The organism is Levilactobacillus acidifarinae DSM 19394 = JCM 15949, from assembly GCF_001434835.1.
In the GTDB taxonomy this organism is placed as follows: domain Bacteria; phylum Bacillota; class Bacilli; order Lactobacillales; family Lactobacillaceae; genus Levilactobacillus; species Levilactobacillus acidifarinae.
The window spans coordinates 306,591-319,355 of sequence record NZ_AZDV01000028.1; the positions used below are offsets into that span (position 1 = coordinate 306,591).

Sequence of the window (12,765 nt, forward strand, 5' to 3'; positions counted from 1 at the left end):
TCGTCCCCGTTCAACTTTTAGATTAAGGGAGTTCAGCCATGTTAAGTATTCAACACATTCGTAAACGTTTCGACGACGTGCTGGCGTTAAACGACGTTAGTTTCGACGTGGCCAACGGGCAGATTTTAGGCCTGATTGGTCAAAACGGGGCCGGGAAATCGACCACCTTTCACAGTATCCTGAACTTCATCACCTACGACGGCCAGATTACCTGGCAGGGCCACGCCTTTACCGCGCAGGACTTTAACCACATCGGGTACCTGCCCGAGGAACGCAGTCTGATGACCAAGCTGACCATCGAGCAGCAAATCGTCTACCTGGCCCGCCTGAAGGGGCAAAAGGCCCGCGATATTCGACCGCAAATTGACGACTGGTTGGCCCGGTTCGCCGTTAAGGGGACCCGTAAGAGTAAAATCGGCTCACTTTCCAAGGGAAATCAACAGAAGGTTCAACTGATCTGCACCCTGATTCACCGCCCCGACCTTTTGATCCTCGACGAACCCTTTAGTGGCTTGGACCCGGTCAACGCCGACCTCTTAAAACAGGCCATCCTCGACGCCAAGCAACGCGGCGCGGCCATCATCTTCTCCAGTCACGACATGGAAAACGTCACGGAACTCTGCGACCAGCTGGTGATGCTGCGAACCGGAAACGTAGTCTTGCACGGCACTTTGCAGGACGTTCGGAATCAGTTCGGTAAGACCGAGTTGTTCGTGACCACCGATTGGTCGACCGACCGCTTAGCCGCCCTCCCTGGCGTGGCCAGCGTGACGGTCCGCCAGCCGGGCCAGTACCGGTTACACCTGACCGCCGCCGACGCTGGGCCCGCCATTTTCCAGGAACTGACCCAGGGTCACTACATCGAGGAGTTCAGTCAGCAACCCCCGACCCTCGACGAAATCTTCCGTTTGAAAGTGGGTGAACCCCATGCTTAAAACCTGGATTGTTACCTGTGAAACCTACCTACGTCAGGTCAAATCCTGGAGTTTCTTCTTCATGGTCCTCGGCCCGTTTCTGATGCTGGGGCTGACCGTGGGGATCACCTACGTCAGCAGCCGTAGTAACGCCAGCAGTCAAAACATCGCCGTCATTGCGAAAACGCCAACGTTGCGGCAGAACTTCATCGCCGAGAATCCGTCGAACATCGATAAGCAAATCACGACGGTCAGTGCCGCCAAACAAGCTTTGCACCAAAATCACCTGGCCGGGTACCTGGTCTTAACTCAAACCGATCAACGTCTCCAAGCCGACTACCACGGTCCGAAAGCCCTAAGTAAGGGGCTCAAGGCCCAGGTGCAAAACTACCTGGCCCAGACGCAACAGGTCAAAAACTACCAACAAGCTAAGCTAACGGCCAAACAGCAGCGGCTCCTACAACGCACACCCAAGCTGACCCAGCACATCGCGGCCAGCACCGGGACGGCCAACCTGGCTAAGACCATTTCTTTTTGGCTGATTGTCACCATGATCTACATCATTCTGGTGACCTACGCCTCGATCACCGCTCAGGAAATCGCCTCTGATAAGGGCACCAAGATCATGGAGATCATCTTCTCCAGTACCACCGCGGTCAGCTACTTTGTCGGGAAGATTTGTGGGATTCTGCTGGTGATCTTAACCCAGATCGCCATTTACCTGTTGGGTGGCTGGGCCATCTACAGTTGGGCGCTGAGTCGACCACATTTGCACGCGATGTGGACCCAATACCACGCGCTAGTCACGGCAATTCTGCACAACCTCTTAAACCTCAACTTACTCTACCTATTGGTCGGCGTGATTCTGTTCACCCTGGTTGCCGCCTACAGTGGGGCCGTGGTCGCCAAGGCCGAGGACGCCTCCAAGGCCGCCCAACCGGTGGTCATGTTGGGCATGGTCGGCTTCTTTGCCACCTTCCCCTTCCAGAACAATTTAGACGCCTTACCGGTCAAAATCATGTCCTACGTCCCGTTCCTGTCGTCGTACTTCATGCCGATGCGGATCATCAACGGCACGGTCAGCCTAGGCACTCAGCTAATCTCGCTTGGCCTGGCTCTCTTGACGATTGCCGCTTTGGCCGGGTATATTGGGCGCAAGTACCAACACCTGATGTTACAGACCGATAGTCACAGTGTGTGGCAACACCTGTTGAAACGCCGTTAGAAAGGACCTTTGCATGTCAGAAAAAGACCGTTATTATCAACCTTCGGACGTCACGGACGCCCTCACCGAGGTTCAAAAACTCTTCAACAGTTACCGCAACGCCCCGTTCACCCAGGAACTTCTGGACTATCATCGTAAGTTGATTGACCGCTTAACGGGTGACTTACAGGACGCCGCGCGTGCCGAACAGCGCGACGACTTGGTCGAAGCAACCCAGGCCATGGCCCGTGCGATGCAGGGGTGGATTCAAATTCGTTATAGCGGTCAACCCTACGCCGGCCGCCTGCGGCACTTCAAGTTCGTCCCCGATGCCACCGGTCCCAAGTTCAAACGTCACGTAGTCAAAGATCACGGTAGTGGTACGCACCGTAGTAGTCGCCACTAATAGACTTAAACCGACCGTCCGACGGGAAACTATTCCCAGTTGGGCGGTCGGTTTATGTTTTCACGAGTAATCAACTAGAAAGCGTTTGCCTAAAATTAAGATTCCCGATTAACTTTTTGATGGAAAGTGCTATAATTAAACACGTAAGTTTTTTGGGTCCTTAGCTCAGTTGGGAGAGCGCCTGCTTCGCATGCAGGAGGTCGTCGGTTCAAATCCGGTAGGATCCATTTTTGTGTATTCGGGACTAAAGTACCTGCTTCAAGACACTGATATGGCAGCGTTTCTGGTTTAACACAATTGTAAAATGAACCAGTGGTGATAGGGATATTTAACTGTTAGCTTAACGGCTAGCAGTTTTTATAATTGATAACTATAAGTTTAACGGTCCGTCCGGTGTGTGAACCACAACATCAGTTTTCCGCCATAAAACTAGTACCATATATAACCACAAGATAATCCCTACTCCTAAGTAAACTAAGAACGAAAGCCACGAATTTAAGCCTTGGCCCAGACTCGTGAAGAACGCGATAACTAAGGCAATAATCAAGGAAATCAACCGGGTAAATTGACCACCTGGCAATCGATACGTGGCCCATTCGGGATGTTTTCCATGAATTCTCATGGCCGAAATCATCGTGAGTGCATATGCGCACGCACAACCGAAGGCCATTAGATTAAAGAAGCTTTCCATGAAATTACTAGCATTCTGTAAAAAAATGAAAACCACGCTAATCACTAGTAGAAAGATATTCGGCAAAATAGGTTGTTGATGCTTATTCACCTTTGTAAATGCTTTGGGTAGATAGTTCTGTTCTCCCATGGCGTAGAGTAAGCGCACCGTTGCCATCCAAAATCCTAACAACGAAGCCCCCATCCCCAAAAGGACGGACGCTAAACCAAAAATTAACGGCCAAATTTCCCAACCTAATAAGTTTTTCATGGCTACAATTGCCAAAAAACCATTAGCAGAATCCGCGGTTAATAGCTGACTGCTAGTTCCTAAACCGGCAATACAGAAAAAGTAAAAGACATAAATTGCCGCACACGTAATGACGGACCCGCGAATGGCCTTTCCAGTATCCTTAATCGGAAAGTCTCCTTCTTCCACCATTTCGGGAACCGTTTCAAAACCAAAAAAGGGTGTAATCAAGAGAGCCATCCCAATAATCCAAGCTGGCATTCCTGCCTGACCGATTAATTTTGAATTAAATAGCGGCGTTAAGTTGGAAATTGACCAATGACCACTAAACAAGATGAGTAAACTCGTGATTAAAGTAGTCGCAATATTTGAAAACAGCATAATTCCTTGCGCCTTAATCAAAAATTGAACGTCCTGAAGACTGAGCATAAAGTAAATCAACAAGATGACAATCCCCAGTATCACGATGTATTTAAAATCCAAGTTTAATTTAAATTGATAACTGATCCACGTCATAATTCCCATCACAACCGCTGGTGGAACCGAAATCCAAGCCGCCATGATGAGCCAAGACGAGAAAAAGCCAACATGTTTATTCAATCCCACCGTGTTGTAAATTAGTTCCCCACCATTTTGTTTAAAAATTGAAGATAGTTCGCCGTAAACAAATCCAATTGGTAAAATACACAGTGCCATTAAGGCAAAGGCAATGAAGGTCCCCGCTCCCGTATACTTATAAAAGACCGAGTCCCAATAGGCAACGAACGTAAAGATTGCCCCGGTTGCCGCAATATAAACATAAATGAGATTAAGACTTTTCTTTAAACCACTTTCCTTGTCTGTCACCTCGGTTCTCTCCTCTCGCTATTCCGAACCGACCGAAACTGTTTCTGGTAAGGTACTCCCCCCGTCGATGACGACCGGCGTGGCCGTTAAGTAAGAAGCACGATCACTCAATAAGAATGCTGCCAGTTCTCCCACTTCTTCGATGGTTCCTAAGCGATGCTGAAGCGGCACTGCACTGGCAATCCCTTGAGTCGTTTGATTAGGATCATCCGGGGTAGATTCTTGGGCGATTTGATCCGCCATTGGGGTTTGAATATATCCGGGTAAAATTGCATTCGCCGTGATTCCATATTGGGCGACCTCTCTGGCCACTGCACGGGTAAAGCCCATAATTGCTGCCTTAGTCGTCGCGTAAGCACATTCACCAGGGTCTGCCACCATGACTCCCGTGACACTGGACATATTGCAAATTCGGCCCTTTTTATGAGCAATCATAGTTGGCAAAACCGCTTTGGTAACATTCCAGACCCCGTTTATATTGATGGAAAATTGGAGGTCTCGATCCTGATCGCTGGTATTAAGTAGTGAACCTAACCGAATGATCCCTGCATTATTCATTAAACCGTCAATCGTTCCGTAGTGTTCGATGACCTGGGCAACCCCCTGCTGCACACTAGTCGTTTCCGCAACGTTCATTTTGACACCAAAAACATCATAATTTGCGGCTTGCAAATTATGAACAGTTTCATCCAATTTTTCAGAAATATCAGCTAAGGCCACTTTAGCCCCGTGGGCCGCCAAGACTTTGACAATTCCTAATCCATTTCCCATTGCGGCTCCAGTAACCAAAACAACTTTTCCAGCTAAATCACTCATCATAAATGCTCCTTTCTAGTGTTCAACATTTAACAATATAAGCATATCATTAAATATCAAGAAACAAAACTGACTTTTTTAGTCCGTCTAAATTCGAGCTGAAATAATCATTGTTATCCTTATATTTACTGTTATAGTAAAGAAGATTCGTAACATCTATGCTTCTAATAAAATCAATAAAAATTATTTTTAGTCAATAGTTATTATAATCACAATCAAATTCATTTAAGACCAAACCAAGATATCTTTAACCAACAGTTTGGGGCGTTCAATAAGTCAAGTTCCCCCTTTTAAACGCCACAACCACCATCCCCTCAGTTCCAAAAATGGTGGTTGTTTTAATCCTTCATACGTTACGAATTATCAATGTCATATATTACGTAGACCAATTACTAATCAGATTGGTAAAGTGCTAAACTAAAATCACTTACAGGAGGTGCTTCGTGATGAAGACGAAAAAATTAATTTTAACCCTAGTTCTAGGCCTTGGCTTGGGCGGTGGTTTAACCACCCTGAACGCTCCCGTTTCCGCAGCAGCCAAAGCCAATCCTCAATTTAAAACTTATCAAACGATTCCCAAGGTCATGCGGGGAACGTGGCGGACGGCCAACAAAAAGATGACGTATAAGTTCTACAAAAAATCCTATACGATTATCGATGCGCGAAAGAAACCGGTCACTACGAAGTTTACTCCTAAGGAATTTGAAAATGTTTCCTACTCGTACGCCCGCAAAACTTATGAAATCTATGCTCGAGTCACCAAGCAAAACGTCGGCTATGCCGGATACAACGAATATCACCCCATGACCCGCCACGGAAAAAAGGTCCTGAGACTAACTCTCCCTGCTAATGCCACTACTTACCGTTACTTATACAAGGTTAAATAGCTAATATTATTTAATATAGCGCCTTGACAACCAAAAGCCCCATTTGACTGAAAGTTATTCAGAGACCCGATTGTTTCCCTCATGGAAAACGACCGGGTCTTTGTCAATCATGTATTTTCTTCTGCTGATACAAGCACGTCCCCCTACGCTAAAGTGTCCAATTCACCCCTCAAACCCACCATTCTCAATCCACTTTATTAAAAGCGCTAATTTAACGTTTAATAAATCTGATTTTTGTGCAACAATAATCGTAGTCAAATATTTGGAGGATGGATTAATTATGCAAAAAGCTCATGTTTTAATGGCAAGCGCCTTACTCACCACATCGTTAGGTCTGGGCATTCTGGCTAGCAATCAACCGACAACCGCTCAAGCTAAAGTACGAGCCGCTAAGGTATTAAAGACAACGGCCATCAAGAAACAGGCCTATAACATTAACGGTGGTTACCTGTACAAGAATGCCAAGTTGACCAAGAAGGCAACCAGTAGTCGGCATCTGCTTAAAACAACACTCTATACATACAAGTCGGCTAACGTCAAAAAAGTCAACGGTAAAAAAGCCGTCTACTACTACGTCATGAACAAATCTGGTTCCATTAAGGGTTGGGCTTGGCGTGGTAATCTACAAAAGAAACGTTCCTACGCGCAACAAAAGAAGGATATTAAAGCCGTTTTAGGAATCATTCGGACGATGTCGCAGGATTCCCAAAACGACTTACTCGGTGATTTTTCAGATATCACCCCACAAGATGCCTACGATGGACTCAGTAATGTCGTTTCCTGGTCAACTAACAACAGCGATACAACGGCCGATTATGCTGCCGCTGGTAAGTTCTACAAATACTTCCAAGGTCGCTTCAATTCCATCACAAATGCTAAATTAGCTGCTATTTACGCTAGCTACGTCGATGCCATGAATTCTTCAGACAGCGCTGATGAATATGACGCTTCCTACAACCTTTTTAACGCTTTAGGTGACGCAATTTCTTCATTAAATTAATTTCTAGTACTTCGAATACATTTCTCTAGTTATCCCTCACTAAAAGACTGGCCGCTCCCCCATCCGGGAAAGCGGCCAGTCTTTTAGGCGTTACAACGTTTCGTGATTATCAGACTTCAATTGCTCCTTGGCTAGCGCCAGAATTTCCGGTTTCAACCCGATTCGTTCGGCCAACCACATGGCCTCACTGGCCCCGACTTGGTTGAGTAACAGCCGGTATTCCGGCCGCAACGTTTGCCGGTCAAAGGCCATCGCGCCGGTCACAAAGTGCGGCTGGACCACCGCGTAGTTCTTGATGCCCGTGTAGTGAGTCGTGACCACCAATTTAGCGCCCTGGTCAATGAGGTACTGGATAATGGCAATGCCGAGGGCCGTCCCCTCTTCCGGATCAGTCCCGCTACCGATTTCGTCCAGCAAAATCAACGCGTTGGGCCGCAAGTCGTTGGTGATGTTCACCAACGTGGTCATTTCCCCCGAGAAGGTACTCAGCTGGGCCGCCATGTTCTGTTGGTCCCCAATGTCGATCAGGACTTGATCAAAGACGGCCAGGTTAGTGCCCTCATCGGCCGGAATCTCCAGCCCCAGCTTCACCATCATCGAGAATAACGCAATGGTCTTCAAGACCACCGTCTTCCCACCAGAGTTGGCCCCGGTAATCATCAAGCTTTGGTCGGCCGTCAGCGTCACGTTTAACGGCACCGCCTTTTCACCCAACAACGGGTGCCGACCATTGACGATGTGCAGGGTCTGTTGGCCGTTTAGCTTCGGCAAGATGGCCTGGTGTTCCAGCCCGTACTGGCCGCGTGCAAAGATCTGGTCGAGTTGACTCAACAGATTGATTTGCTTTTCTAGGGCCGTCCAGTGGTCTTCGACGTCCCCGGTCATGGTCGCCAGGATTTGGTAAACCTCGGCGTCCTCCGCCCCTAAAGTCGCGGCCAATGCCAACCCAGTCTTGGTAACCGTCCCGGGTTCGAAATAAACCGTCGAACCGGTGGCCGATTGGCCCATGACCGTCCCTTTGAATTTGTGTTTGTAGGTCGCCTTCAATTGCACACAGTAGTGGCCGTCGCGGCGAATCAATTGCTTCCCCTGCATTTCATGGGAGTGCTTGGACGTAAACTGGCTCAACTGTTGTTGAATCTGGCGGGACTGCTTGTCCTTATCCTTCCGCAACTGCGCCAGTTCCGGCGTGGCGTTATCGCGAATCCCGTTTAAATCCAACACGTCGTCTAACCGATCCCGCAACCCGGTCAACGGGGGTTGTTTGGCTAACAAAGCCATTAATTGGGGGATCTCGGTGGTGTGTTGCCGCAAGACGATGCTCAGCCGTTGCCAGTTCACCAACGCCGCCAAAACGGCCTTTAATTGCTCCACCGTCAGTAAGCGACCCTGATCTAGTTTGGTGCGAATCACCGTGAGTTGGTCCAGGTCAAAGAACGTCAGCATCACGTCTTGGCCCAATAACTGGTGGGCCTCATGGGTCAAGGCCAGTTCCCGCCGGACCGCACTGAGGTCGGTCTGGACCGGCGTTTGCCGTAATTGGTCGGCGGCGTAATCACTATGGGTCAGCTGTGCGGCCGCATCTAAAATCGTATCTAGTTGTAACGTTTCTTCAATTGTTTTAGTCATAAGTTCTCCTCTAAGTTGCCAGACAATGGAGAACGGGTCCTGTCCATTGTCTCGCCCTAATTCAGTTCAGACGGCGTCAGACAGATTGCCACACTCATTAACGTCACTCCTCGTATTAGTCGAATAGTCCCAGAATAGCATGTTGACGGCGCGGGTTCAAACCCTAAGTGCTTAACTTGGCGCCGACTAAAAGGGAGCCTGACCGCATAACCGGCAGACTCCCTTGCTAATTTTATCGATGATCACCGTTTTAAATAAGCCCAATCAATCCGGGCTTATTTCCCGGCGCCCCCTTCATTATCGGCTTCACCACTGGCCCAAACCTTCGTCGCGTAAAACGAATTAAACAGTAAAGCGGCTTGTAAGGCAACCTGCGACAGGTTGGCCCCTAAGGTCCCAATCGCGGTGGCCCCGATCACAATCTGGACTGAGAGGATGCCCCAGTACAGAATGTTGGCACTGTTGACCACGATCCACAACGACCAGTTTTCTTGGTACTTGCAGATGTACAGGACTTGGGCGATGATGCTGACCACGAAGTTGATCGAATCGAAGTACGGTAATTGCCCGTGAAGCATGGACAAGACCCACCACCCAATTAACCAAGCGACGAACGCCCCGACAAACAACCAGCGCCGCGTGTTGGGCTTAAACGTGTGGGTCGCCTCATCGTGCCCCCACATGAACCAGCCGATGGGTTGTGAGATCACGTAGAAGATGTCCATCGCAAAGGACCCGTAGGCGTGACTGATCCACGCAACGTAGGTCATGGCCAGACATTGCACGATCCCGAAAACAAAGGAAATTTTCCGGCCCTTCATCCCGTAAACCAGGCAAAGGGTCCCGGCAACCCCCGAAACCATTCCGATCCAACTATCCGGTGCTAGGAAATAAACACCGACTTGAATCAAAACCAGAATGGTGACGTAGGTGACTTCAAAGGGTTTCCAATTAGTAAACAGTTGATTAAACCACCAACCATGTTGTTTTTTAACGTCCATGATTACGCCTCCAAGCTAGGATCACTGAGAATGTCTAACGCTAATTTAAGGGACGCCGTTTCACCAGCGACCATCGCGGATTCCCCGTTAACCAGGTCATTCACGCCAGCGGCCAAATCGCCCTCGTACAGGACTACGTTATTGAGAATCGAAAGGGTCTCCATGTGACGCTGCCGTCCAATCGTCATGAGCGCTCCCGATTCCATATCGCCGCCGACAATGCCCTTCGTTGACCAAAAGGCTTCCGTTTCGGCGTTATTATCCATATAGAACCCATCGTGGGAGCGAATAATGCCGTAAACCGCTTGGGGCGCATACTTGTGCGCCAAGGCCATGAGGTTAAACGCGGGAACGGCCGGGTAGATTTCAGGCACGTATTGGCGGGACAAGCCGTCGTCGCGCACAACCCCTTCACCAATAATGAGGTCACCAAAGTTAATCCCGGTCTGCATGGCCCCGGCAGAGCCGACCCGAATCGCCCGCTTCACGTTGACGTTATGTAGTTCTTCAACCCCAATCCCCGTGGATGGCGCCCCGATGCCCGTAGACATCACCAGGATTCGCTTGCCAGCGTAATCTCCCAAAATGGATTTATATTCGCGATTATAGGCCCACTCCTGAACGTTGTTCAGCAGGTCAGCGGCCTTCCCGACCCGGGCGGGATCGCCGACAATAATGGCACTGTCCGTGTGAATGGCCGTGGTCAGTTGCGTATGGGGTTGTTGTTCTTCTGTCATAGTCTTAGTCCTCGATTCTAATCAGTTGCTGTAACTTCTGCCGATCGATCAGCCGAATCCTCCCCTTTGTGATCTCGATAATCCCTAGTTCTGCAAGTTGCTTCAAAACCCGATTAACGTTACGTAGGGAAGTGTCCACCCGGTAGGTCACCTGTTCACGGGTAATGTACGTTTGGTCCGTCAAATCCGTTAACAGATAAACTCCGATTTGTTGCCGGGTGGAGTACAGGCTGTACCGTTCCGTTCGTTTAGTTAAATGGTAAATTTGCGCCGATAAATTATAGATTAGGGAATTGGCAAACCGATGATCTCGCGTCGTCCATTCCCGAAAGTCGGCGTTAGGAATCTGTAACAGGGTCACGGGAGAAATATTAATGATGGACGCACTATAAGGTTGCGCGACAATCGCCTCCTGTTCCCCGATAAACATTCCCGGTTGATAAATGTCCAACACGACGGACTTACCCGTTTCGGCGGCCAGGTAAACTTTAACCTCACCGGCGACGAGAATGTAGGTGTTCGGATACTGACTTCCCTGCGCTAACTTAAATTGTTGGGTGTCATACCGTTTAACGGTCATTTTTTCGAGAATCTCCAAAGGCGCCGTTTTAACCAATTGATACACTTTTGAATTAGATTGGATGGTTTCGTAAACGCTTGCAAGCACGGTAAATTCAACCTCTCTATAACTATAGGATAAAGAAAAAATGGTCACTTTAATACGAAATATGTCTACCAAATGTAACCGTTTACTCTAATTTTCGCTTAAAACTGATTTTAATTTAGGACATTTGTCCTCAACCGTTATTTCTCTTAAAATAACGGTCCGGATTCGGCCACCTCCCTTCATGATTTCTGGTTACCAGATCACCGATTCAATCGATTCCGCTAAAAACGGCTCCCGCAAAATCATCATGATTTTTCGAGAGCCGTTTACCGGTTAGACGGTCGCGCCCAACCGGTAGTCACAAAATTCTTGATAGTCGGTTTGCACCTGGTCGGCGTACAGCCAGGCAAACGTGGCGAGTTGGTTGTCAAACGTCTTGCCGTTGTTGCCCACATATCCGCGAATCATCCCCGCCGTGGGACTCGCGGCGTGTGCCATCGCCAGGGTCCAGGCACAGGTATTGGCGTAGGTCCGGAATTGGTCCCAATCGAGTTGCGTGAGGTCCACGGATTCCTTCATATCCCGGAACTGCCGCACGTAGAAGCTACGTTCATGCCCGGCAAAATACCCCAAAAAGACGTCGGACGCCGATTGCAGAATCTTCTGCGAATCCACGATCCGTTGGCCTTCGGTTTGTTCGAACTCGGCCGTGATGCGGGTCCCCTGCTGACTCCCGCGCCGCCGCGTCGGCAAAGCTTCCTTGACCTGTAAGACCAGGTGTGAGCCGTCGATACTGGTCAATAAGATCAGATAACACCGCGACCCGAAACTCCCGACCCCGACACTGTGCCGGACCACGTCGGTGATGTGGTACTGCGACAATAACAGATTGACGTCCGGCCGCAACGTTTGCCGGTAGGCCGCGAAGTAGTCCGCCACGTGGGTGGTGAAATCGTCGTCAACGTGCGTGGTACGGGGCGCGTTTTCCCGGAAGCACAGGCCGCCCCGGACATCTAACGTGGTGAACTTACGTACGACCTGTTCGGAGTCGTGCTTGTTGGCGTGGTTGATCAGATTCATCAGTAGCTTAGAACTATCCTCGTCTAACGCACTGGCCTGAATGATTTTCTCGACGTCGTTAGCGGGGTAGAACCGGTTCAGCGTGTTCAGCTCGAACATTTGCTTAATGCTCTTGCGGTAGCTGGCAACCACCGCCGGTAAGAACTCGCGAATCTTCTTATCCTTGACGTCGTTGGCCTGTGCCGCCAGTAAAACACTGACAAGTAACCGTTTGAGGTCCCACTCCCAGGGGTTGATTCCCGCTTCGTCAAAGTCGTTCAGATCAAATAACAACCGCCGTTCCGGGGACGCATAGAACCCAAAGTTCCCGATATGCGCATCGCCACAGGTAAACGTCAGGATTCCCGAGTTAGGCTGCTGAGCCAGGTCGGCCTCCATCAATTCGGCCGTTCCCCGGAAAAAAGCAAACGCCGAGGCCCCCATCCGCTGAGTCCGTTCCGGCAACAACTCCGGAATCAACAATTGCCGCACCCGATCCATCATGACGCGGCTGTCCCGCCCCGTGGGTGTAAACTCCCCTAACTGGTCAAACGACACCTGATTTCGGGCCGCCTTGCCCATCTCACGCAGTTCCGCGATGGTCTTATTGACTTGCACCTTGCCGGTACTAAATTTTGCTGGCGTCATCACGCCACCTCCCAATGTTCGTTACGTTTTATTCTACCGCAGTGACCGACTAACCCCCATCAAAAAGTCTCACGTCGCCACCCCCAGTTCTA

At 49.4% G+C, this 12,765-nt stretch carries 12 protein-coding genes and 1 tRNA gene; 6 read left to right on the forward strand and 7 right to left on the reverse strand.

Going from position 1 to position 12,765, the window contains the following annotated elements; translation table 11 throughout:
- Window positions 1–38: 38 nt before the first annotated feature.
- The 4 genes from FD25_RS13140 (at window position 39) to FD25_RS13155 (ending at window position 2,751) form a co-directional block, all read left to right on the forward strand.
- Entirely contained in the window at window positions 39–935 is an 897-nt protein-coding gene (locus FD25_RS13140) for an ABC transporter ATP-binding protein (RefSeq protein ID WP_057804704.1), read from the forward strand.
- A complete protein-coding gene (locus FD25_RS13145; protein WP_057804705.1) occupies window positions 928–2,139 on the forward strand; it encodes an ABC transporter permease in 1,212 nt (403 codons plus the stop codon). The genes FD25_RS13140 and FD25_RS13145 overlap by 8 nt, the downstream gene beginning before the upstream one ends.
- A gap of 13 nt (window positions 2,140–2,152) precedes the next feature.
- Complete coding sequence (locus FD25_RS13150) at window positions 2,153–2,524, forward strand: hypothetical protein (protein ID WP_057804706.1); 372 nt, start codon at window positions 2,153–2,155, stop codon at window positions 2,522–2,524.
- Between the two features lie 154 nt (window positions 2,525–2,678).
- Window positions 2,679–2,751 (forward strand) — tRNA-Ala (locus FD25_RS13155).
- Window positions 2,752–2,894: 143 nt separating this feature from the next.
- On the opposite strand, the gene FD25_RS13160 is transcribed toward FD25_RS13155, so the two are convergent.
- Both FD25_RS13160 and ucpA read right to left on the reverse strand, forming a co-directional pair.
- On the reverse strand, window positions 2,895–4,289 hold the full coding sequence (locus FD25_RS13160; RefSeq protein ID WP_057804707.1) for an APC family permease: 1,395 nt from the start codon (window positions 4,287–4,289) through the stop codon (window positions 2,895–2,897).
- A gap of 18 nt (window positions 4,290–4,307) precedes the next feature.
- Window positions 4,308–5,105, reverse strand: a complete 798-nt coding sequence (ucpA, locus tag FD25_RS13165; protein ID WP_057804708.1) for an SDR family oxidoreductase UcpA — start codon at window positions 5,103–5,105, stop codon at window positions 4,308–4,310.
- Between the two features lie 446 nt (window positions 5,106–5,551).
- Here ucpA and FD25_RS13170 point away from each other — a divergent pair, with 446 nt between their 5' ends.
- Window positions 5,552–5,992, forward strand: a complete 441-nt coding sequence (locus FD25_RS13170; RefSeq protein WP_057804709.1) for a hypothetical protein — start codon at window positions 5,552–5,554, stop codon at window positions 5,990–5,992.
- A 280-nt stretch (window positions 5,993–6,272) separates the two neighbouring features.
- Entirely contained in the window at window positions 6,273–6,992 is a 720-nt protein-coding gene (locus FD25_RS13175; RefSeq protein ID WP_057804710.1) for a hypothetical protein, read from the forward strand.
- 90 nt (window positions 6,993–7,082) lie between these two features.
- On the opposite strand, the gene FD25_RS13180 is transcribed toward FD25_RS13175, so the two are convergent.
- The 5 genes from FD25_RS13180 to FD25_RS13200 form a co-directional block, all read right to left on the reverse strand.
- Window positions 7,083–8,621, reverse strand: coding sequence for an endonuclease MutS2 (locus FD25_RS13180; protein ID WP_057804711.1), 1,539 nt, complete (start codon window positions 8,619–8,621; stop codon window positions 7,083–7,085).
- Window positions 8,622–8,896: 275 nt separating this feature from the next.
- A complete protein-coding gene (gene pnuC / locus FD25_RS13185) occupies window positions 8,897–9,622 on the reverse strand; it encodes a nicotinamide riboside transporter PnuC (protein ID WP_057804712.1) in 726 nt (241 codons plus the stop codon).
- 2 nt (window positions 9,623–9,624) lie between these two features.
- A complete protein-coding gene (locus tag FD25_RS13190) occupies window positions 9,625–10,359 on the reverse strand; it encodes a nucleoside phosphorylase (RefSeq protein WP_057804713.1) in 735 nt (244 codons plus the stop codon).
- Window positions 10,360–10,363: 4 nt separating this feature from the next.
- Window positions 10,364–10,939, reverse strand: a complete 576-nt coding sequence (locus FD25_RS13195) for a Crp/Fnr family transcriptional regulator (protein WP_083484186.1) — start codon at window positions 10,937–10,939, stop codon at window positions 10,364–10,366.
- Between the two features lie 360 nt (window positions 10,940–11,299).
- On the reverse strand, window positions 11,300–12,673 hold the full coding sequence (locus FD25_RS13200; RefSeq protein WP_057804715.1) for a DUF2252 domain-containing protein: 1,374 nt from the start codon (window positions 12,671–12,673) through the stop codon (window positions 11,300–11,302).
- Window positions 12,674–12,765 lie beyond the last annotated feature (92 nt).

Excerpts from the sequence above, each read along its gene's own strand:
- pnuC (WP_057804712.1), bottom strand. The coding sequence starts at position 9,622 with ATGGACGTTAAAAAACAACATGGTTGGTGGTTTAATCAACTGTTTACT.
- FD25_RS13190 (WP_057804713.1), bottom strand. The coding sequence starts at position 10,359 with ATGACAGAAGAACAACAACCCCATACGCAACTGACCACGGCCATTCAC.
- FD25_RS13150 (WP_057804706.1), top strand. The coding sequence starts at position 2,153 with ATGTCAGAAAAAGACCGTTATTATCAACCTTCGGACGTCACGGACGCC.
- FD25_RS13170 (WP_057804709.1), top strand. The coding sequence starts at position 5,552 with ATGAAGACGAAAAAATTAATTTTAACCCTAGTTCTAGGCCTTGGCTTG.
- FD25_RS13180 (WP_057804711.1), bottom strand. The coding sequence starts at position 8,621 with ATGACTAAAACAATTGAAGAAACGTTACAACTAGATACGATTTTAGAT.
- ucpA (WP_057804708.1), bottom strand. The coding sequence starts at position 5,105 with ATGAGTGATTTAGCTGGAAAAGTTGTTTTGGTTACTGGAGCCGCAATG.
- FD25_RS13195 (WP_083484186.1), bottom strand. The coding sequence starts at position 10,939 with ATGACCGTTAAACGGTATGACACCCAACAATTTAAGTTAGCGCAGGGA.
- FD25_RS13200 (WP_057804715.1), bottom strand. The coding sequence starts at position 12,673 with ATGACGCCAGCAAAATTTAGTACCGGCAAGGTGCAAGTCAATAAGACC.
- FD25_RS13140 (WP_057804704.1), top strand. The coding sequence starts at position 39 with ATGTTAAGTATTCAACACATTCGTAAACGTTTCGACGACGTGCTGGCG.
- FD25_RS13145 (WP_057804705.1), top strand. The coding sequence starts at position 928 with ATGCTTAAAACCTGGATTGTTACCTGTGAAACCTACCTACGTCAGGTC.
- FD25_RS13175 (WP_057804710.1), top strand. The coding sequence starts at position 6,273 with ATGCAAAAAGCTCATGTTTTAATGGCAAGCGCCTTACTCACCACATCG.